20 protein-coding genes and 3 pseudogenes are annotated in these 19,401 nt (G+C 41.0%); 15 read left to right on the forward strand and 8 right to left on the reverse strand.

Annotated elements, in window-relative coordinates:
• The first annotated feature begins 28 nt into the window (after positions 1 to 28).
• The 6 genes from V7K89_RS35235 (at position 29) to V7K89_RS35260 (ending at position 8,247) form a co-directional block, all read left to right on the forward strand.
• Positions 29 to 2,722: a TonB-dependent siderophore receptor gene (locus tag V7K89_RS35235; RefSeq protein WP_335195506.1), complete on the forward strand. Its 2,694-nt coding sequence runs from the start codon at positions 29 to 31 to the stop codon at positions 2,720 to 2,722.
• Positions 2,712 to 2,966 carry a PepSY-associated TM helix domain-containing protein gene (locus V7K89_RS35240; protein ID WP_335195507.1) on the forward strand — a complete coding sequence of 85 codons (255 nt, stop codon included), beginning with the start codon at positions 2,712 to 2,714 and terminating at the stop codon, positions 2,964 to 2,966. The genes V7K89_RS35235 and V7K89_RS35240 overlap by 11 nt, the downstream gene beginning before the upstream one ends.
• 21 nt (positions 2,967 to 2,987) lie before the next feature.
• On the forward strand, positions 2,988 to 3,266 hold the full coding sequence (locus tag V7K89_RS35245) for a PepSY-associated TM helix domain-containing protein (protein ID WP_335195508.1): 279 nt from the start codon (positions 2,988 to 2,990) through the stop codon (positions 3,264 to 3,266).
• A gap of 119 nt (positions 3,267 to 3,385) precedes the next feature.
• On the forward strand, positions 3,386 to 4,999 hold the full coding sequence (locus V7K89_RS35250) for a DUF1565 domain-containing protein (RefSeq protein ID WP_335195509.1): 1,614 nt from the start codon (positions 3,386 to 3,388) through the stop codon (positions 4,997 to 4,999).
• Positions 5,000 to 5,576: 577 nt separating this feature from the next.
• Positions 5,577 to 7,688 (forward strand): bifunctional arginine dihydrolase/ornithine cyclodeaminase, encoded by a 2,112-nt coding sequence (gene argZ, locus V7K89_RS35255; RefSeq protein WP_335195510.1) that lies wholly within the window; start codon positions 5,577 to 5,579, stop codon positions 7,686 to 7,688.
• A gap of 34 nt (positions 7,689 to 7,722) precedes the next feature.
• Positions 7,723 to 8,247 carry a DUF2085 domain-containing protein gene (locus tag V7K89_RS35260; protein ID WP_335195511.1) on the forward strand — a complete coding sequence of 175 codons (525 nt, stop codon included), beginning with the start codon at positions 7,723 to 7,725 and terminating at the stop codon, positions 8,245 to 8,247.
• A gap of 177 nt (positions 8,248 to 8,424) precedes the next feature.
• Here the strand turns inward: V7K89_RS35260 and V7K89_RS35265 are convergent.
• Positions 8,425 to 8,556 (reverse strand): annotated as a pseudogene (locus tag V7K89_RS35265) (IS5/IS1182 family transposase); the annotation flags it as partial.
• Between the two features lie 592 nt (positions 8,557 to 9,148).
• Between V7K89_RS35265 and V7K89_RS35270 the strand changes: the two are divergent.
• Positions 9,149 to 10,111, forward strand: coding sequence for a hydrogenase small subunit (locus V7K89_RS35270; RefSeq protein ID WP_335195512.1), 963 nt, complete (start codon positions 9,149 to 9,151; stop codon positions 10,109 to 10,111).
• Between the two features lie 78 nt (positions 10,112 to 10,189).
• The gene (locus V7K89_RS35275; RefSeq protein ID WP_335195513.1) at positions 10,190 to 11,785 is read left to right on the forward strand and encodes a nickel-dependent hydrogenase large subunit; all 1,596 of its coding nucleotides are present in this window, start codon (positions 10,190 to 10,192) and stop codon (positions 11,783 to 11,785) included.
• 41 nt (positions 11,786 to 11,826) lie between these two features.
• Here the strand turns inward: V7K89_RS35275 and V7K89_RS35280 are convergent, their stop codons facing one another.
• Both V7K89_RS35280 and V7K89_RS35285 read right to left on the reverse strand, forming a co-directional pair.
• Positions 11,827 to 12,219: an ACP S-malonyltransferase gene (locus tag V7K89_RS35280; RefSeq protein WP_335195514.1), complete on the reverse strand. Its 393-nt coding sequence runs from the start codon at positions 12,217 to 12,219 to the stop codon at positions 11,827 to 11,829.
• On the reverse strand, positions 12,216 to 12,593 hold the full coding sequence (locus V7K89_RS35285; RefSeq protein ID WP_335195515.1) for a DUF433 domain-containing protein: 378 nt from the start codon (positions 12,591 to 12,593) through the stop codon (positions 12,216 to 12,218). The genes V7K89_RS35280 and V7K89_RS35285 overlap by 4 nt, the downstream gene beginning before the upstream one ends.
• A 290-nt stretch (positions 12,594 to 12,883) precedes the next feature.
• On the opposite strand from V7K89_RS35285, the gene V7K89_RS35290 reads away from it, so the two are divergent.
• Positions 12,884 to 13,054, forward strand: a complete 171-nt coding sequence (locus tag V7K89_RS35290; RefSeq protein WP_335195559.1) for a type II toxin-antitoxin system prevent-host-death family antitoxin — start codon at positions 12,884 to 12,886, stop codon at positions 13,052 to 13,054.
• Between the two features lie 141 nt (positions 13,055 to 13,195).
• On the opposite strand, the gene V7K89_RS35295 is transcribed toward V7K89_RS35290, so the two are convergent.
• A complete protein-coding gene (locus V7K89_RS35295; RefSeq protein ID WP_335195516.1) occupies positions 13,196 to 13,969 on the reverse strand; it encodes a hypothetical protein in 774 nt (257 codons plus the stop codon).
• Between the two features lie 154 nt (positions 13,970 to 14,123).
• On the opposite strand from V7K89_RS35295, the gene V7K89_RS35300 reads away from it, so the two are divergent.
• The 3 genes from V7K89_RS35300 (at position 14,124) to V7K89_RS35310 (ending at position 15,436) form a co-directional block, all read left to right on the forward strand.
• Positions 14,124 to 14,369 carry a type II toxin-antitoxin system Phd/YefM family antitoxin gene (locus V7K89_RS35300; RefSeq protein WP_335195517.1) on the forward strand — a complete coding sequence of 82 codons (246 nt, stop codon included), beginning with the start codon at positions 14,124 to 14,126 and terminating at the stop codon, positions 14,367 to 14,369.
• Positions 14,366 to 14,764 (forward strand): type II toxin-antitoxin system VapC family toxin, encoded by a 399-nt coding sequence (locus V7K89_RS35305; RefSeq protein WP_335195518.1) that lies wholly within the window; start codon positions 14,366 to 14,368, stop codon positions 14,762 to 14,764. The genes V7K89_RS35300 and V7K89_RS35305 overlap by 4 nt, the downstream gene beginning before the upstream one ends.
• A gap of 249 nt (positions 14,765 to 15,013) precedes the next feature.
• Positions 15,014 to 15,436, forward strand: a complete 423-nt coding sequence (locus tag V7K89_RS35310) for a hypothetical protein (RefSeq protein WP_335195519.1) — start codon at positions 15,014 to 15,016, stop codon at positions 15,434 to 15,436.
• Positions 15,437 to 15,523: 87 nt separating this feature from the next.
• Here V7K89_RS35310 and V7K89_RS35315 read toward each other — a convergent pair whose 3' ends face one another.
• Positions 15,524 to 16,048 carry a DUF7004 family protein gene (locus tag V7K89_RS35315; RefSeq protein ID WP_335195520.1) on the reverse strand — a complete coding sequence of 175 codons (525 nt, stop codon included), beginning with the start codon at positions 16,046 to 16,048 and terminating at the stop codon, positions 15,524 to 15,526.
• A 212-nt stretch (positions 16,049 to 16,260) separates the two neighbouring features.
• On the opposite strand from V7K89_RS35315, the pseudogene V7K89_RS36235 reads away from it, so the two are divergent.
• The 3 genes and pseudogenes from V7K89_RS36235 to V7K89_RS35320 form a co-directional block, all read left to right on the forward strand.
• Positions 16,261 to 16,344, forward strand: a pseudogene (locus V7K89_RS36235) (element excision factor XisH family protein); the annotation flags it as partial.
• A 2-nt stretch (positions 16,345 to 16,346) separates the two neighbouring features.
• Positions 16,347 to 16,427: pseudogene (locus V7K89_RS36240) on the forward strand (XisI protein); the annotation flags it as partial.
• 18 nt (positions 16,428 to 16,445) lie between these two features.
• A complete protein-coding gene (locus V7K89_RS35320; protein WP_335195521.1) occupies positions 16,446 to 16,919 on the forward strand; it encodes a hydrogenase maturation protease in 474 nt (157 codons plus the stop codon).
• A 26-nt stretch (positions 16,920 to 16,945) separates the two neighbouring features.
• Here the strand turns inward: V7K89_RS35320 and V7K89_RS35325 are convergent, their stop codons facing one another.
• The 3 genes from V7K89_RS35325 to V7K89_RS35335 are packed head-to-tail and all read right to left on the reverse strand — an operon-like array spanning position 16,946 to position 19,076.
• The gene (locus V7K89_RS35325) at positions 16,946 to 17,320 is read right to left on the reverse strand and encodes a hypothetical protein (protein ID WP_335195522.1); all 375 of its coding nucleotides are present in this window, start codon (positions 17,318 to 17,320) and stop codon (positions 16,946 to 16,948) included.
• Between the two features lie 18 nt (positions 17,321 to 17,338).
• Positions 17,339 to 18,625, reverse strand: coding sequence for a SagB/ThcOx family dehydrogenase (locus tag V7K89_RS35330; protein ID WP_335195523.1), 1,287 nt, complete (start codon positions 18,623 to 18,625; stop codon positions 17,339 to 17,341).
• A complete protein-coding gene (locus V7K89_RS35335; RefSeq protein WP_335195524.1) occupies positions 18,588 to 19,076 on the reverse strand; it encodes an ankyrin repeat domain-containing protein in 489 nt (162 codons plus the stop codon). The genes V7K89_RS35330 and V7K89_RS35335 overlap by 38 nt, the downstream gene beginning before the upstream one ends.
• Between the last annotated feature and the right edge of the window lie 325 nt (positions 19,077 to 19,401).

The following is a 19,401-nucleotide window of genomic DNA, read 5'->3' on the forward strand; positions in this document are numbered from 1 at the left end:
CTGGGATACTGTGGTGTGTGAGAGAAAAATGAGCAAGCGAATATTCCAAATCTTCAGTTGCAGACTGGAGTGGTTGTTGATACTTTTTACAGTTTTGGTGGTTCAGCCAGCGAAAGCGCAAGATATTCCTAAATTTGATTTATTGGTTAATCGGCTTCGCCCAGGGAAAGCAGTACAAGAAGTGAAGCCACCTCAAGCAACTAGGAAGATTCGACAACTAAGCGAAATAGAACCTGTTATTACCAGCGCCCAAATGTTACTGGTACAGTCACCAACACCAAACAACCCCCCTAATCAGGCGGGTGAAGTTGTGCAGGTAACAGGAGTGAAGGCAAATCCCACGAATCAAGGCGTGGAGATAATTTTACAGACAACTAAGGGGCAACAGTTGCAAGTTATAAATCGCAGTGCTGGTAATAGCTTTATCGCTGATGTTCCCAATGCTCAACTGCGTTTACTGTCGGGTGAAGCCTTTACATTCCGCTCCACTAAACCAATTGCAGGTATTACTGAAATAACAGTTGGTAATTTTGATGTCAGTACTATTCGGGTGACAGTTATCGGTGAGGGGAGTGTACCAACAGTTGAGTTATCTGACAGTCCAGACGAGGGTCTAATCTTCTCTGTTGCTAGTGCTGCATCTAGAGCGCAACAGCAACAACCCCAAACCTTACAACAGCCCCAAGCTAGTCAGCCGCCAAGTCAGACACAGCCAAAACCATCAGCCAATAGTGATGAACCGATTGAATTGGTGGTGACAGGTGAGCAAGATGGATACAATGTACCCGATTCATCAACCGCCACTAGAACTGATACACCGTTGCGCGATATTCCTCAGTCAATTCAAGTGATTCCGCAACAGGTGATTAAAGACCAGCAAATTACGCGGATTAGCGATGCTACCCGTAATGTGTCCGGAGTATCACCCTTATCGGGCTACGGTGGTTTCTCTGATGACTACACAATTCGAGGATTCACCAACTCCAACCTTCTGAGAAATGGCTTCACAACCAGCAACTTTTTTACCTATGGTGCCAACATAGAAAGAGTTGAAGTTCTCAAAGGTCCTTCCTCTGTACTATACGGTCAGGTCGAGCCTGGTGGTGTCATCAATTTTGTCACCAAGCAGCCCTTGAGCAGTCCCTACTACGCAGCAGAATTGACCGCAGGTAGCTTCAGTTTCTATCGAGGTACCATAGACCTTTCTGGTCCACTGACCACTGACAAAAAATTACTCTATCGCTTGAACGTTGCCTACGAAAATTCTGGCAGTTTCCGAGATTTCTATCATCAGGATATTTTCTCTGTGTCACCTGTAATCACTTACAAGCCTAGCGAAAACACAACCCTGAGTTTTGAATACGAATATGGTAAACGACGGGGATCCTTTGATCGGGGTTTTCCACCGAGCTCTGTGTTCTTGACTCTTCCCATCAGTCGTTTCTTGGGAGAGCCTAGCGATTTTTTAAATATAGATTTCCAACGGGGAACCGCGACAGTAGATCATCGCTTCAGTGAGAATTTACAATTGCGAAGCTCTTTTTCTGTGCAATCGACGTTTGACAACAATATCTATACCCAAGCCGGCACTGACTTTGAACCAGACGGTCGTAGTGTACTGCGCGGCAACATCATCGTAAATCGCAATCGCAGAAATGAAGACTACTCCTGGCAAACTGATTTAATTGGTAAGTTCAACACAGGTTCAATTGCCCATCAACTCCTGCTGGGTTTGGAGTTACGTCGCAACACAGACATTAATCCTAACTTCTTTGGTGGTGATATCGCCTCAATAGATATTTTCAATCCAGTCTATGGTGCTCGTCCGACAGGGACAGTGGTGCAACGTGTATTCGGCACAAAGATAAGTACAACAGGTATTTATTTGCAAGACCAGGTAACTCTACTATCTAATTTAAAGTTATTGGTTGGTGGCAGATACGATTTTGTTTTTAGCGATAACAGTGCAAAAATCGGAGATGAAAACAGCACTAACTCTAATTTTTACGACAGTGCTTTTTCGCCACGTGTGGGATTAGTCTATCAACCCATAGAGCCAATTTCGCTTTATGCCAGTTACAGCCGTTCTTTTGTTCCCAACAACGCGACAACGTTTAGTGGAGTATCACTGGAACCTTCTCGCGGTACACAGTACGAAGTTGGTATCAAATCTGAGTTTTTTGATCAACGGCTTTCTGCAACGCTAGCAGCCTATGACATTACTAAAACAAACATATCCAGGACAGACCCGAACCATACTGACTTCTCCATCGCAATTGGGGAAGTAAAAAGTCGAGGAATTGAACTGGATGTGGCAGGGGAAATTTTACCAGGTTGGAAGATCATTGCTTCTGGCTATTTGAATGATGCTTTTGTCAGCGAAGATAACGATCCTAATATCAAAAATCAGCGTTTGGAAAATACTGCATACCACGGTGCAACTCTGTGGACAACCTATGAGATTCAACAGGGGAGTTTGAAAGGGTTACAGTTTGGAGGAGGCATCTTTTTTGTCGGTTCGCGCATTGCTAACCAGAGCGATCCATTTACTGTTCCTTCTTATCTGAGAACTGATGCTGCCATTTCCTACAAACATGATAATTGGCGGGCTGCGCTCAATTTTAAGAATATCTTCGATGTCAAATATTACGACACTCAGGGCTACTTCGTCGTTCCTCAAGCACCGTTGACTGTGTTGGGAACGATTTCGTTTGAGCTTTGACGTTTATTTAGCACGAATATCTATCATGACTTACAAAAACCTGCGTAACTTCGTATTTGCTTTACACCGCTACATTGGCTTAGGTGTTGGACTGATTGCGATTATTGTTGGTTTAACTGGTAGCTTGCTGGTCTTCCAATCCGAAATTATTGCCGTTCAAAGGCATCACCAGATTGGAACTATCATTCCTCAAGGGGAAATGCTGCCGATTGAGGTGGTTCTGAATACGGTGAAAAACAGCTAGGACAATGCCCTCAAACTGTTATTGGGCGATCGCATCCTCAACTCCTTCACTCCCCTACACTACGGCACATTTGGCGGCTTACCTACTCGCATTCTCTATGTGTTTGTAGGACTTGCGCCGTTAATTTTATTTATTACTGGCTTCGTAATGTGGCAGTATCGCAAAAGACCTACGACTAATTTACCCACGGAAGCGATGCCTACCGCAACCCGTACCCCTTTCCTATGGAACGCTCCGCGAACGTGGAAGCAAGCTACGCGTAGCGTCTTTGACAGGAAAAGCGGGAACACCCTGAAGTAGAAACGCTCCCAATTTTTTAACTTTGTAGTGAAAAATACTTTAGGTTACTTAATGCATCAAACGCTACTTACTTTCATGGTTAGCGCTAGGATAGCTGTGTATTTTATGAAAGTATAAATATGGCTCAAACTTTTTACGTAAATCCAGTATCAGGTAGTAATACCAACCCAGGTACTCAACAAGCCCCTTTCAAAACTATTACGCAAGCCCTCAAGGTAGCTACTGTTAATACCAAGATTCAACTAGCAAATGGTAATTATAATACTGCTAGCGGTGAAGTCTTTCCGTTAACGGTTCCATCTGGTGTAACAGTGGTGGGTAATGAAACCGACAAAGGCAATGGTATTTTGATTGAAGGAAGTGGTAGCTATCTAAGCCGTACTTTTGCTGGTCAGAATGTCACTTTTGTGTTGCTGGACAAAGCCGAACTCCGAGGAGTGACTGTAACAAATTTGGCCAGTCGTGGTAGTGGTGTTTGGATTGAATCAACAGCCCCTACTGTTGCTAATAGCACCTTCATCAACAATAAGCGGGAGGGAGTATTTGCTACAGGCGATGCTAATCCAGTTGTTTTAGGTAATGTGTTCAGTGAGAATGCAGCTAATGGAATTGCGATCGCTAAAAATTCTAAAGGTCAAATTGAAAATAATACCTACTTCAAAACAGGTTTTGGTATTGCCATTAGTGATACTGCATCACCCATCCTTCGAGATAATAGAATTTATCAAAACCGTTCTGGGATTGTCATCTCTGGTAGTGCCCGTCCCGTATTACGTAATAATGTTAGTGAAAATAATACTGATGATGGGATTACAGTGATTGGAACTGCTCTACCGGATATCGGCAGTACCAATAATCCAGGGGGCAATACTTTACGTAATAACGGTAAATTTGATTTGCAAAATGTCAGTTCCAACAAGCTGATTTCTTTAGGAAATAAAATAGATGCGTCTAAAGTTAGCGGAAATATAGAGTTTGCAGATGGTTCGGTTCCAACGCCAACGCCAACGCCAACGCCAACTCCAACGCCAACTCCAACGCCAACTCCAACTCCAACTCCAACTCCAACTCCAACTCCAACTCCAACTCCAACTCCAACTCCAACTCCAACTCCAACGCCAACCCCAACACCAACTCCAACGCCAACACCTACTATTGAATTAACTGATATTGCGAATCATTGGGCAGGTGGGTTTATTCGAGAATTAGTCAAATTGGGGATAGTTAATGGTTTTCCCGATCGCACATTTAAACCCGATGCAACGATGACAAGGGCACAATACGCGGCAATACTGGTAAAAGCTTTCAATCCACAACCAAGCCGTGCAGCGATCAAATTCAAAGATGTACCAGCAGACTTCTGGGCATCCAAGGTAATTCAGCAGGCATATCAAGGTTTATTTCTCTCTGGTTTTCCTGACAATACCTTTAGTCCCAACAAAAATATCCAGCGCGTGCAAGTAATTGTCTCTTTGGTGAATGGACTGGGGTTATCTATTAATGGTACGGCAACTATCAAAGTTTTCGATGACCAAGCCAAGATTCCTGAATATGCCAAGGATGAGGTGGTAAAAGCTATAGACAAAAAAATTATTGTCAATTACCCAAATGTGAAACAACTTAATCCTACCCACGATGCTACACGCGCTGAGGTAGCGGCGATCGTGTATCAAGCTTTGGTAAATGCTGGTCGTGTAGCAGCGATCAATTCGCCTTATATAGTAACTGCTTGAGGGAGGCAGGGGGCAGGGGAGCAAGGGTGCAGGGGAGTTCTTGTACAAGTTCTTTCCCCTCTGCACCTCTGCCTCTCTGCCTCTCTGCCTCTCTGCCCCCCTGCCCCTGGAGCATCCTTACGCTACCTACCCTTCAGCTTAATAAGCGTGCTATTCAAGCCACGGGTGTTGGTGAAAAGTTAAAAGCGAACGCTGGGAAAAAGAACGTTCGCTTGACCATACCTGCCGAACATAGTGGTTAGTTGCTTGTTATTAGCATACTATAAACTGTGGAATTGAAAGCATTTAATAAAAATTTTGGTGCTAATGCCGATGAATTTGATCTAGTTGTTTCGCCCTCTAATACACCCTCAGTGGCCCCACTTTCCAGGAAATCTCAATTAAATCAGGCTTTCTCAATTTGGAATTTTGAATTGGTCTTATTACCATTTTTCAGTAATAGAATTGATAGTTGAAGCCTTTGCAAAGTCTTCAACTATCAAAAGATAGAAACTTTAGTAGCAGATTTTACCTGTATAAAAACAAAAATCTGTATTCAAAGTAAGCTTGTAGCATACAAAACGCTTGTAAGATTTTTATGACTTCCCGGATTCGCTTTTTAATGTGCCCTCCTGACCACTACGACGTAGACTATGTAATTAATCCTTGGATGGAAGGGAATATTCACAAATCATCGCGCGATCGCGCCGTGGAACAGTGGCAGGGACTACATCAAATCCTTAAAGAACACGCCATTGTAGATTTAGTACCACCTGAAAAAGGCTGGCCTGATTTGGTTTTTACTGCCAACGCTGGCTTAGTTCTGGGCGATAATGTCGTCCTCAGTCGCTTTTTGCACAAAGAACGTCAGGGAGAGGAACCTTACTTCAAGCAATGGTTTGAGGCAAATGGTTATACAGTCAATGAACTTCCCAAAGATTTGCCCTTTGAGGGAGCAGGAGACGCACTGCTGGATCGGGAAGGACGCTGGTTATGGGCAGGATACGGTTTCCGCTCGGAATTAGATTCTCACCCTTATCTAGCTAAATGGCTGGATATTGAGGTGCTATCTCTACGATTAATAGACGAACGTTTCTATCATCTAGATACCTGTTTTTGTCCCCTAGCAAATGGCTATTTGCTATACTATCCCGGCGCTTTTGATTCTTACTCCAACCGCTTAATTGAAATGCGAGTCGCACCAGAAAAGCGAATTGCAATAGAAGAGGCTGATGCAGTCAACTTCGCTTGTAATACGGTGAATGTAGATAGCATCGTCATCATGAACAAGGCGAGTGATGCTTTGAAAACCTGCCTTCAGGATGTAGGTTTCCAAGTGCTGGAAACACCACTTACAGAATTTCTCAAAGCTGGTGGTGCGGCTAAATGCTTAACTTTGCGGGTGACAGAACCAGTTAGGGATGAAATTCATGCCAATGTCTCGGTAGAAAGCCGCGTCATTCGCATGGAAGGACATTTGCTAGATGCTGGCTTAATTAACCGCGCTTTGGATTTGATTATAGATGCTGGCGGAAGTTTCAAAGTCCTGAACTTCAGCTTGGGAGAACAACGCCAAAGTACCTCAGTCGCCGAGGTGAGGGTATCAGCACCATCCCATGAGGTGATGGAAGAAATCATCTCTCGGTTGATTGAATTGGGTGCAGTAGATTTCCCCCATGATGAACGAGATGCCAAACTAGAACCAGTAATTCAAGATGGCGTTGCGCCCGATGATTTCTACGTCAGTACGATTTATCCCACGGAAGTGCGAATTAATGGTCAGTGGGTGAAGGTAGAATATCAGCGAATGGATAGCGCGATCGCCATTACTGAAACTCCCACAGGTTTAGTTGCTCGGTGTAAAATCCTCCGTGATTTAAAAGTTGGCGAACAGGTAATTGTAGACGTTTTAGGTATCCGCACCATCCGCAAAACTGAATCGCGCGAACTCCGCAGCACCCAAGAATTCAGCTTTATGTCGGCGGGAGTTTCCAGCGAACGGCGCGTGGAATTAGTCGTTGAGCAAGTGGCTTGGGAATTGCGTAAAATCCGCGATGCTGGTGGTAAAGTAGTTGTCACGGCTGGCCCTGTGGTAATTCACACTGGTGGCGGCGAACACTTGGCGCAACTGATTCGGCAAGGATATATACAGGCACTGCTGGGTGGTAATGCGATCGCAGTTCACGATATCGAGCAAAGTATCATGGGCACTTCCTTGGGTGTAGATATGAAGCGGGGTGTCGCCGTGCATGGTGGACATCGCCATCACCTGAAGGTAATTAATAGTATCCGTCGTTATGGCAGCATTCCGAAAGCTGTGGAGGCAGGAGCAATTAAAAGTGGCGTGATGTATGAGTGTGTCCACAATAATATACCTTTTGTGCTTGCGGGTTCGATTCGGGATGACGGGCCTTTACCTGATACCCAAATGGATTTGATTCAAGCACAGGAGCAATATGCCAAACTCCTAGAAGGTGCAGAGATGATTTTGATGCTGTCATCGATGCTGCACTCGATTGGAGTGGGAAATATGACCCCGGCTGGTGTGAAAATGGTATGTGTAGATATTAATCCAGCTGTGGTGACTAAGTTAAGCGATCGCGGTTCTGTAGAATCAGTAGGTGTGGTGACAGATGTGGGTTTGTTCCTCAGTCTGTTAATTCAGCAGTTGGATAAGTTGACAAGTCCTTATATAAATAAGGTACGTTAAGAAAACGTAGACACAAAGGCGCAGACAAAGGGAAATGACAAGAGTAGCTTTCAGTGAAGAGTTGCAGATTAATTGGGTCAGTTTTATAGCTGATTTCTTGTTGGTAGGGATGGTTTTTGGCCCGCCTATCGCTCCCTTTTTAGCTGCGTCTGGAGTGTCTTTGCTTCCTGGAATTGCGGATATTATTTATTTCATGGGTAATCATGTCTGTCCGCAACCAGATATGGGGTTAGATTTAGCACCACCGTTTCTTATGGCTGTGTGTATGCGCTGCTACGGTACTGTTACGGGTTTACTGATTACTCGTCTGTTGTATGGCGTAACTGGTGGTAAAGGATTTTACTGGTTAAGTCAGTATGGCTGGAGTGGTGTGGCGATCGCAAGTGTGCTGATGATGGCTTATCCTTTGGAATTGGCGGCACAGATTTTTGGTTTGTGGAGTTTTAATAACTATCTGGTTACGCCTTTTGGGTTAATTACAGGTTTGGCGTGGGGATTGTTTACTATGCCAATCTTGCATGGGTGGCAAGGTGCTAAAACTAGCTTGACCCAATTGTAGATTTTATCGCACAACTTTATAGAGTGGATTAATTTTTGTCAGTCGATACAATCGCATTGCAGCAGGTTGCATTTAGATAGCACGGCGATACAAATATAGCAGGAGGCAGGAGGTAAAAACATTACTCTTCCTGACATTCACGATTGTCATTATGTCCTAACCTATATGACTACGGCTATATATTGCGTTGCATACTTCTCTTATATTAGTAGTCCTTGGATGTCCCCCGGATTTGGCTGATGGGATTAAGGGAGCTAAAATTGTCCATTCTGAGTCACTTAGGTTGGTAGAATAAGCCTTTCGAGTCATTCTTTTCTACGTAAATACACTGCTTCAACCGTATCCTAACGTTCTTTTTTTCTAATTTTCCATCTTTAGATTTACTTTATAAATAGCCTCTTAGGTTTGGACGAATAACTTGTTAGACAAACTGCACAACCAAAATCTTAAAACAACTGATATATAGCTGACAGGGCATAAAACCTAGCGCCCCTATATTTTGCTATTTTTGGCTCAGTTATTGCATGAAAATCTGACGGCTGAAAATACTCATCACCTCAAGTATATTAACAACTGATAGTAATTGTTATTAATAATTAGAGAGTTTTAACGTGATAAATTCAGCCCGTTGAGGTTATTAACGTCAAAACTTAAAAAAAAAAGCCAGTTTTATTTATACTATTTTGCATTTATGAATTATGTCATATATATAACAGGCATAGTCATTGAAAATAATCTTGAGATAATTTAATTCCTTGTTAATGATTAATTCTTTTTTAATCAAAGTAAATTAGATAAAAAATATCTTACCATTGAAAAATAAATATTGATAAATAGGTGAGACTTTACAAGCATTATCACCTACATCATGCATGGGAAACAATAGAAAAACAAATAGCCGATGACTAACGTACTATGGCTACAAGGTGGTGCTTGTTCAGGCAACACCATGTCATTCCTCAACGCTGAAGAACCGACAGTCTGCGATTTAATTGCCGATTTTGGCATCAAGGTACTTTGGCATCCATCCTTGGGATTGGAAATAGGCAAAAACTTGCAAACACTGCTGTGGGATTGCATTTCTGGCAAAATTCCTTTAGATATCTTGGTGTTTGAAGGCAGTGTTGTTAATGCCCCCAATGGCACCGGTGAATGGAATCGGTTTGCCGATCGCACCATGAAAGATTGGTTACTAGACCTGGCTAAAGTTGCTCATTTTATCGTCGCTGTAGGGGACTGTGCCACTTGGGGAGGAATTCCCGCCATGTCACCCAACCCCAGCGAATCAGAAGGTTTGCAATTTCTCAAACGTCAAGAAGGCGGTTTATTAGGCAAAGACTTCCTTTCGCTAGCCGGATTACCTGTAATTAATATACCTGGATGTCCCGCCCATCCCGACTGGATTACGCAGATATTAGTTGCGATCGCTACTGGACGCATAGCAGACATTGCTTTCGATGAACTAAATCGTCCCCAAACTTTCTTCAACACCTATACCCAAACAGGTTGTACCCGCAACGTCCACTTTGCCTACAAAGCCTCAACCACCGAATTTGGTCAGCGTAAAGGCTGCCTATTCTATGACTTGGGTTGTCGTGGCCCCATGACTCATTCTTCCTGCAACCGCATCTTATGGAATCGCGTCTCTTCCAAAACTCGCGCCGGAATGCCTTGTTTAGGTTGCACAGAACCAGAATTTCCCTTCTTTGACCTCAAACCAGGAACTGTATTCAAAACCCAAACAGTAATGGGAGTTCCCAAAGAATTACCGCCAGGGGTGAATAAAAAAGAATACGCCTTACTCACAATGGTCGCCAAAGACGCAGCACCACCTTGGGCAGAAGAAGACTTTTTTACTGTTTAGGGGATAGGGCATTGGGCATTGGTTATTTCTCCCTCATTCTCCACTTTCCACTTCCCTTAACAATTAAAGGAGAACAGAATGACAATTCAATCATTAGATATATCGCCTGTCGGTAGAGTTGAAGGCGATTTAGATGTTCGAGTCGATATTGAACATGGAAGAGTAGTCAACGCTTGGACACACGCTGAACTATTTCGCGGATTTGAAGTTATCTTACGCGGTAAAGATCCCCAAGCCGGCTTAATTGTCACACCTCGCATTTGCGGAATTTGCGGCGGTTCTCACCTAACTTGTGCATCTTGGGCATTAGATACAGCTTGGGAAACAGAAGTTCCCCGCAATGCAATTTTGGCGAGAAATCTCGGACAAATTGTCGAGACAATTCAAAGCATCCCCCGCTATTTTTATGGTTTGTTTGCCATTGATTTAACCAATAAAAAATACCGCAATAGTCGCTATTATGAGGAAGCTACCAGACGTTTTGCTGCTTTCACTGGCAAATCTTATGAACTAGGCATAACAATTTCCGCTAAACCTGTAGAAATTTATGCACTATTGGGCGGACAATGGCCTCATTCTAGCTACATGGTTCCCGGTGGCGTGATGTGCGCCCCCACTTTAACAGACATCACCCGCGCTTGGGCAATTCTAGAATATTTCCGCACCAATTGGTTAGAACCAGTGTGGTTAGGTTGTTCTTTAGAACGCTATGAACAAATCGAGACTTATGAGGATTTCAGAGACTGGTTAGATGAAAGCCGAAATCATCGAGATTCCGACTTAGGTTTTTATTGGCGCATGGGTTTAGACATCGGTTTAGATAGATATGGCGCTGGTGTTGGTAAATATGTCACTTGGGGATATTTAGCCCATGAAGATAAATACCAAAAGCCGACTATCGAAGGACGAAATGCGGCGATGATTATGAAAAGTGGAGTGTACGACAGCTTCACACACACTCATACCTTAATGGATCAGTCATTTACCCGCGAGAATACAACTCACTCTTGGTACGATGAAGGGACAGAGGATATTCATCCTAGCGATCGCAACACTAAACCCATTGCAAATAATACAAAAGACTTCGATAACGCCTACTCTTGGTCGAGTGCAGTCCTGCACAAAGACTTCGGACGTTTGGAAACTGGTCCCTTAGCGCGGCAATTAGTAGCTGGTGGCAAACATGGCGAATCTTGGCAACATTACGACGGCTTTATCCTCGATGTATTCAAACGCATGGGTGGCGCTAGTATTCATGTACGTCAGCTTGCACGACTTCACGAAATTGTCAAGTTATATCGCCAAGCTGAACACTGTTTACGCGAATTCAAATTAAACGACCCTTGGTATATCAAACCCACAGAAAAAGATGGTCGTGGTTGGGGTGCAACGGAAGCAGCACGGGGTTCCTTGTCTCACTGGGTAGAAGTAGAGGGCGGTAAGATTAAGAATTACCAAGTCATTGCCCCTGGTACTTGGAATATTGGTCCTCGTGACGGTGATGGAATGCGCGGACCCATTGAAGAAGCTTTAATTGGCACACCCATTTACGATTCTAGCGATCCGGTGGAAGTTGGTCATGTGGCGCGATCGTTTGATTCTTGTTTGGTGTGTACAGTCCACGCCCATGATGCGAAGACTGGTGAAGAGTTGGCGCGTTTTCGGACTGCTTAGAGGTTGAGTGCATTAGTCATAAATTAAATCAATGAAAGCCCTCACGGAATATAGAGACGACCTACTCCTATGACATTTTCAATATCCAAAATAATTTCCAGAATCCGATCAACACACCGATTACGATAATCTGGTTCACCTAAGCGCTCAATATTACCAATCGTGATCACAGGTAGCGAATTGAGCGCATTTTCCTCACGCAGCACTTGTTCGAGTGAATCTTCGCCTTCCATATTCCGATTTGCAGTCAATAAAATCATTCGGTTTGTTTGGGCAACTTGCCAAACTACTCGGTCGTTGCTAAAAATCGACAAATCGATTTCTTTGAAGGTGATGAAGTCAATGGAAATTAACTCAAGCCAACCTTGACTCGCAATAGTACCCAGTAAAATTTGTGCGTATCCTTCAATGTTGTGGTCGATCAGAAAGTTCATGCTTGTGATTCATGCTTTGCTTTCTGCACCCGGAGCTTCTCCCAAAGAGCTTCTTTACCAGGTTTCAATGGAATCAATGCAATACGGGTAAAGTGTTCACGATTACGGTTTTCCCAGTATTGCCGATTTTCTTCTGCTTGCTTTAAGACAATTTGATACTCTGCTTCAACTTCAGTGTGATTGGCATCAATGTAAAACATCGCTGCATCGAACTGCTCATCTGTAATCTGAGGAAAGTAATTCCGAAAAAACTGGGGTGGGTGTCCCGTATGGAGGTAGTCCATGAATTGGTACAACGTGATGCGAGTCCCTGCGATCGTGAGTCCTCGTTCTGTACGAATAATTTGCGATCGCCCATTTGATCCTAAAGCCATAAGCGTAGCCTCTGGGAAACTAATTTTATAATAGTACTTTACGAAAAAAGCCTGTTATTAACACTTTTACTCATACTAAATAACTCTCATATACTAGTTTGAACTAAAACTTTTATTAATTGTTTTACCCAAGAATTATAGTTGCTGTCTATACCACCAAAGAAGCGATTGCCCTTGTACCACAATAACAACCAGACTAGACTTAGTTTAATCTTATGGAAACTGTAAATATTCATCAAGCTAAAACGAATCTCTCAAAGCTGCTGTCACGCGTAGAACTTGAAGAATAAATTCTTATTTCCAACCGAGGTATTCCGATCGCCAAGTTGGTTCCGTTTCGCACCTCATCAAATCGACTCAATAGTTTAGGGCAAGATAAAGGGCGTTTTGTAGTGCCAGATGATTTCAATGCCCCTTTGCCAGAAGAAATTTTGGCAGCATTTGAGGACGGTGAGGAGTGAAACTTTTGCTAGATACACAGTGCTGGTTATGGTGGTTTGTCTAACCAGAGCTTTTGAATGAGGTGGCGATGTCTACGACGGGCTACGCCTACGCCCAGATTGTCGAATTCTATACTTGCGAAGGTTAGCGGCAATTTATTTTTAAAACTCAATTTGAACTAAAAACTCTCCAACATTATCATCAAAGAACGCTTGAAAGTATCGTCTAGATTTTATATTTTCCCATTCTTGAAGTCTTTTATTCACGGTTACTGATTTAGGTGGAGGATAGGCTTCATCAAGTACTTGCTGCGTAGGAACATAAGCATCTTTTGCATCTTTGTTAAGTACAGAATCATTCACAACAAGCCAAAGTTTACCGCCTTCTTTAGAACGAAATGATTTTTCTTTGCCCACGGAGTAGATTTCTAGTCCATCGGGGTGTGGATTATCTTTTCCCAATTGCGCTTTACCTTCAGGAAAAATCCCAGCGATCAAACTTCCAAAAGGAGCATTGGGGTCAATTAGGTATTGTTTTCGTAATTCGTCAATAGCATTGCGGCTTGTTCCCTGATCTCCTGCTGGATCTAACCAGCCAGGTTCGAGCGGTTTGTGTTCTTTTGTAGAATTAATCAGACGATGAATAGCAACATTCACAGAACCAGTTGCAGCTATTTTTACCTCTTGCCCTGGCTTCACGGATAAACCAGTATTCAACCATAATTTATTTGCTGGAAGAAGTACAATTGCCTTTGAAGGTTCATCACCTTTCATCAAAACAGTTGTGCCTTCTTGGTTAAAGGTTAATTCAACAGCGCGATTGTTAAAAATTAATGCGTATAAAGCAATTGTAATGGCAAGTATTGTGACCATTACCTTTAAATCTAAAAGGCTCTTTAGCTTATTTATCAATCTGTTATTAACACTTTTACTCATACTAAATAACTCTCATATACTAGTTTGAAGTAAAACTTTTATTAATTGTTTTACTCAAGAATTATAGTTGCTGTCTATACCACCAAAGAAGCGATCGCCGTTGCACCGCTATAACAACCAGACTAAATTTAGTTTACAGACTTAGTTTAATCTTATGGAAACTGTAAATATTCATCAAGCTAAAACGAATCTCTCAAAGCTGCTGTCACGCGTAGAACTTGGAGAAGAAATTATTATTTCCAACCGAGGTATTCCGATCGCCAAGTTGGTTCCGTTTCGCACCTCATCAAATCGACTCAATAGTTTAGGGCAAGATAAAGGGCGTTTTGTAGTGCCAGATGATTTCAATGCCCCTTTACCAAAAGAAATTTTGGCAGCATTTGAGGACGGTGAGGAGTGAAACTTTTGCTATATACGCAGTGCTGGTTATGGTGGTTTACCCAACCAGAGCTTTTGAATGAAGCAGCAATAGCCCATATTGCCGATGAAACGAATGAATTGTGGCTCTCAGTTGCCAGTATTTGGGAAATGGGGATAAAAGTTGCGATTGGAAAGTTACCACTAATAGATCCCCTAGACAGTTATATTTCTAGTCGGATGACGGTGTTGGCAATGCGTTCGCTAGAGATTACAGCTGCTCATACTTTACAAGCGGCTGCATTGCCTTTGCATCACCAAGATCCTTTTGACAGAATGTTGATTGCACAGGCTCAGATAGAAGATATGACGCTTGTGAGTGCCGATTCGATGTTTAATCACTACGACATTTCCCTACTTTGGGCAGCCAAATCGTAAAACTTCACCATCTTAAAACTTACTAGCCAAAAATGCGTAGGCGTAGCCCGTCGGAGACATCGCGTCACCAACTATTTTAACCGGGGAGTGGAGAGTGAATGAAATAAGAGAGAAATAACCTATACCCAATACTATATTCCCAATGCCTTATATTCAAAACTCGTAGCGTAACACACTAAAACTTATAGAAACAGTGCGTTAGGCTTGCCTTAATCACTTCAACAAAACAGAAATTTACAAGGTAAGCTTGTGTCTGATTTAGCGCTACATAATTATCTCCCTCGCGTTCCTGATGCAGCATTGCAAGAATACATAGAATGGTGTGTTTTAGAGCAGGCTCAAGCCGCAGAATGTAACTTTACTCCAGATAGAAGTAAGTTAGATAATTTGCCACCAGCAGACTATGTTCCTAAACTTGTAGAGCAGTTCATGAAAGTTAAACCAGACCCAATTAAAGCAGGTTTGGTAGCAGCGATCGCTGGCAAGGAGGCTGACAATCACGCTTTATCTGGTTTAGCGATCGCAGCAGATTTTGTGTCTCTTTATATCAAGTACTTAATTCCTAAAGAAGGAAGTACTAAAGAACAGGCTGAAGAGATATTAACTAAAGTATCACAAGATCAGCATGATAAACTTACTGAAATTGCCAAGCGACATGGTGTAGAGTTATAATCTGCGACTGATAACTTATTTTTTTAGAGGCTTTGTTCGTGTCATGAACCAAAGCCTCTATAATATTACTCTAATAGGTTAATCTAGCTAAATACCTCTCTTTTTGCATTCTTGATCTATCTGCCAAGCTTTCTTACCTCTTGAGAAGTTTGCAGCAGATTCCACAGATAACCCCTCAAACAAAAATTGGTATGCTGCTAAAAGCTTAATTCGTTTTCCTAATCTAGGAGAATTAGTTGTTTCAGCATATCGATCAGATTTTCTTTCTTCTGCAATCAGGCAAGCGGCGTAAGCGTGAAAAAAAACTTCCTCTACAAGAAGTTTCAATTTTCGTCTTGGTTCATTGGAAAGATGGGCAGATGACATTTTGGTGTCTGGAGATTTAGGAGATTTAAATAATGATAAATCTTCTGTTTGTCTATCTATTTGTTGAGACACATCTTTAATTGCTTGCCAGATTGTCTGTTTGTCTGTATAAGCTGAGAAGAATCTGAGAAAATCTGTATCTTTAGGTGGGCGGTTATTTATAGTAACCATGTAATTATCTTGTTTACCAGTTTGAAATGAAATCGTCGCTCTCCCGTCAAAATTTTTTAAAACAATATTACTCATGAATTTTTATTATAATTGATTTGTTGAATTATTTATTTTTGGGATACTTAAATTGGTTTTCAAACTTATACAAGTATATCATAAGTATGAAAATTATTTTTTTGAGATAGGAAAACCGTACTTGAAAAGTAGTAAATTTACACTGGACAGGTATTTTTATAATTCAACTAATACTAGTTTTCCAAACAGAAGCATGAAGTACTAAGCTACTTGCTGACTTAGCGGCTGAGAGAACACTTGCAGTTGAACGCAACGAAAGTAAAATTCTTGTTGAAGTTAAAAGCCTGAATTACTAAACGCAGGGGTTTCCCAAAGTGATATTGTGTTAGCTTTCCATCCTCTGATCGCTCGCGCTTTAACTGAATTTGCAACTAATTAAACAATTAAATTTCATCTCATGTTAACTATTATCGGTTGTGGCAATCTAAATCGCAGTGATGATGCAGTAGGCGTAATCATTGCCCAACGCTTACAGAAACATCTAGCTGAAAACCCTCATCTGAAAGTGCAAGTATATGACTGTGGCACCGCAGGGATGGAAGTAATGTTTCAAGCTAGAGGTAGTAAAGAATTAATAATTATTGATGCAAGTTCAACAGGTTCTGAACCGGGTGCTGTGTTTAAAGTTCCAGGAAAAGAACTGGAAGCTTTGCCAGAACCTAGTTATAATTTGCACGATTTTCGTTGGGATAATGCTTTAGCCGCCGGACGGAAAATCTTTCAAAATGACTTTCCTGATGAAGTGACAGTTTATTTAATTGAGGCGGCAAATCTTGGTTTGGGACTGGAGTTAAGTCCTGTTGTCAAACATTCTGCTGATTTGGTTTTTGAAGAGGTAGCTGCACTTATCAGCCAGAATATTAACTTTTAATTAACAATCCAAAATCTAAAATAGAATTATGCCCAATCCCGATAAACGGAAAGTTCATCTACCCTCATTTCAAAAGGTATGCCTTGACTCTCTGGCGGACAAACACGGATTTTAGCACTGCTGACAATTCCATATAGTAATGTCCCCATTGGCACAATTTGTTGTAAAACACGCCAATTAGTAACTTGATCGGGACATTCAATTACCAATGTTAAAGCGTTGGCATGGGTTGTAACATACCACCGACAATTAGATAGAAGATTTTGAATTGTGCGATCGCACGCATCATAAAAGTATCTGCTAATAGAATCCTCTAGTTGTTGCCGCAGTATAATATCCGCAGATGTCGGTTGTATAGGATGTGAATCATCACTATTTAAGTAATACATCTTTCTAGCCATCTCTCTTTAGTTTCCTACTTATATTCCAATCACCATTCCATAAAGTACATCTTTATTTATTTCTAATAATTCTTGGGTTTCGTCATCATAATACGCACCAATTCCACTACATTGAATTCCCAAATAATTACTAGTCAAATAAAGTCTCTGTCCAAGAAAACCAGCTATTTGCATAGCTGTTTGATAATTTAAATAATCTGATACAAAAAATAAAGTTACAGCGCCATCTCTAGCAATAGCCTGATTAATACATAAGTAACCTGTCTTTTCACTAAAATTACCCGTTTTAATCAGATGTGTACCTCTATATAACCCAGGTGTCATTCCTTCTACTCGATGTACCACTGAGTAAAATTCTATTTCCTCATAATTCTCTGTCGGTATTGACTGTTGAAGTTGTTGCACTACATATAAATAATCTTCTTGAGAAATAGACTCTTTCCGGAAACGTCTAATAGAACGTCTATCCCAAACAGTTTGGTAAAATTTATCCTGGTCAAAATCAAATTGAGGATACTCTAATTTCTGCTGGTAACTCTTTTGTAGAGCAGTTGCTTGATAGGCATCTTCAATAAATTGATTGGATTCAAAATAATCAGTACCACAGACAAAAGGAACTTTCAGCCTTAAACGTCTGATTTTTTTGTCTTGTATTTCCCCTGACACCGCACAAGCAGTGATAAACTCTTTATTCTCAAACCCCAAATCTGAATTGAGCGCAAGTTTATCAAAGTCAAAAACTATTTGTATATCTCTGTTGTGGAGAAAAGCTGAAGCTGCGATTGCACCTAAATGATGTCCGCTATCTAAGAAGCAATATCTTATGCTCCTGTTTTGATATTTCCAGCTAGACCTATAATAAACACAACTAATTAAAAAGATGAATCCGTTGATACTTTTACCTGGTATAATATAACTCTCTAACCCATCATCAATTAATTCATAGATAAGAGTTAGACAATTATTCTCAACTTCTAAATGGTATATACCATTTACTATTCCCTCAATACCACGAACCTGTACGTAAACTTCTGTAGGATACAGAGCGCCTGCTGATGGATTCACTCGCAGTTTTAATGGGCCATCTTTATATACTTTTTCTAGTGTGATCGCACTAGTTAATGAGATAAAAGAGTGAACAGGATTATTGAGATTTAATTTCACTCTCCGATAAAACTTGGGATAAATTTTAAATGAAGATGGCTGTGTTGAAGCATCTACATAATTTGGGTCAAGTTGTACCGATAAGTAAGAATGCTTGGTAACGTCATGATAGGCTTTCCCTGATATCTGACTTGATGGCATTTTTAATTATCCTTAAGACTTCTATGTTACTAGCAAAATCTATCGCTTTATAATCGTCTAAGTTTTTTAAATATAAATTAGGATGATGTTGTAAAAGTAACTTGACGACTTCTGTCTTTCCAGCTGATGCTGCATACATTAAAACAGTTGCACCATTATCATTTTGGTTATCAATATTAATGTTGGCAGCCAAAAGTAAATTAATTAAATCGTAGTGATTACCAAAACAAGCAAACCACAAAGCATTGTTGCGATCGCTATTTCGAGCATTGATATCCGCACCAGCATCCATTAGCTCTTTAACAACTGTATAAACTCCCTCTTTTGTCGCTTTCATCAAAGCTGTATCGCCATTTTCGCCCGCCTGATTTAAATTCTCAGGATTATAGCCTTTTGCTATCAGCCATTGGGTTATTGCTTCACTTAATTTTTGACTCTTGGTTCGATTCATCAGTATTCCTTAGTTAACTTTATTTCTGCCAATTTACTAATATAAATTTGCTTTAAAAACAGAATGGTGAGTAATACCCACCATTATTTAAAAAATGTTATCTAAATTATTTAAACTTACATATATGCTATCAATCTTATAAGTTTAAACTATAAATTATTTATAAATATAGCCTGATGCTTTTCTTAAAAAAGCTTGAAAAATAATATAAAAGCAGTAATTTTTACAGTTTTGTTTTATAAAATAAATTAATAGCAGATATGTCAGAAAAATGGATTAAAATTCCCAACTTCTTCAATAAGTTGGGAATCTAAGCACTAAGTGT

Origin of the sequence: Nostoc sp. (assembly GCF_036917515.1) — a bacterium.
In the GTDB taxonomy this organism is placed as follows: domain Bacteria; phylum Cyanobacteriota; class Cyanobacteriia; order Cyanobacteriales; family Nostocaceae; genus Nostoc.

Excerpts from the sequence above, each read along its gene's own strand:
- V7K89_RS35235 (WP_335195506.1), top strand. The coding sequence starts at position 29 with ATGAGCAAGCGAATATTCCAAATCTTCAGTTGCAGACTGGAGTGGTTG.
- V7K89_RS35250 (WP_335195509.1), top strand. The coding sequence starts at position 3,386 with ATGGCTCAAACTTTTTACGTAAATCCAGTATCAGGTAGTAATACCAAC.
- argZ (WP_335195510.1), top strand. The coding sequence starts at position 5,577 with ATGACTTCCCGGATTCGCTTTTTAATGTGCCCTCCTGACCACTACGAC.
- V7K89_RS35260 (WP_335195511.1), top strand. The coding sequence starts at position 7,723 with ATGACAAGAGTAGCTTTCAGTGAAGAGTTGCAGATTAATTGGGTCAGT.
- V7K89_RS35270 (WP_335195512.1), top strand. The coding sequence starts at position 9,149 with ATGACTAACGTACTATGGCTACAAGGTGGTGCTTGTTCAGGCAACACC.
- V7K89_RS35275 (WP_335195513.1), top strand. The coding sequence starts at position 10,190 with ATGACAATTCAATCATTAGATATATCGCCTGTCGGTAGAGTTGAAGGC.
- V7K89_RS35280 (WP_335195514.1), bottom strand. The coding sequence starts at position 12,219 with ATGAACTTTCTGATCGACCACAACATTGAAGGATACGCACAAATTTTA.
- V7K89_RS35285 (WP_335195515.1), bottom strand. The coding sequence starts at position 12,593 with ATGGCTTTAGGATCAAATGGGCGATCGCAAATTATTCGTACAGAACGA.
- V7K89_RS35295 (WP_335195516.1), bottom strand. The coding sequence starts at position 13,969 with ATGAGTAAAAGTGTTAATAACAGATTGATAAATAAGCTAAAGAGCCTT.
- V7K89_RS35300 (WP_335195517.1), top strand. The coding sequence starts at position 14,124 with ATGGAAACTGTAAATATTCATCAAGCTAAAACGAATCTCTCAAAGCTG.
- V7K89_RS35315 (WP_335195520.1), bottom strand. The coding sequence starts at position 16,048 with ATGAGTAATATTGTTTTAAAAAATTTTGACGGGAGAGCGACGATTTCA.
- V7K89_RS35320 (WP_335195521.1), top strand. The coding sequence starts at position 16,446 with ATGTTAACTATTATCGGTTGTGGCAATCTAAATCGCAGTGATGATGCA.
- V7K89_RS35325 (WP_335195522.1), bottom strand. The coding sequence starts at position 17,320 with ATGGCTAGAAAGATGTATTACTTAAATAGTGATGATTCACATCCTATA.
- V7K89_RS35330 (WP_335195523.1), bottom strand. The coding sequence starts at position 18,625 with ATGCCATCAAGTCAGATATCAGGGAAAGCCTATCATGACGTTACCAAG.
- V7K89_RS35335 (WP_335195524.1), bottom strand. The coding sequence starts at position 19,076 with ATGAATCGAACCAAGAGTCAAAAATTAAGTGAAGCAATAACCCAATGG.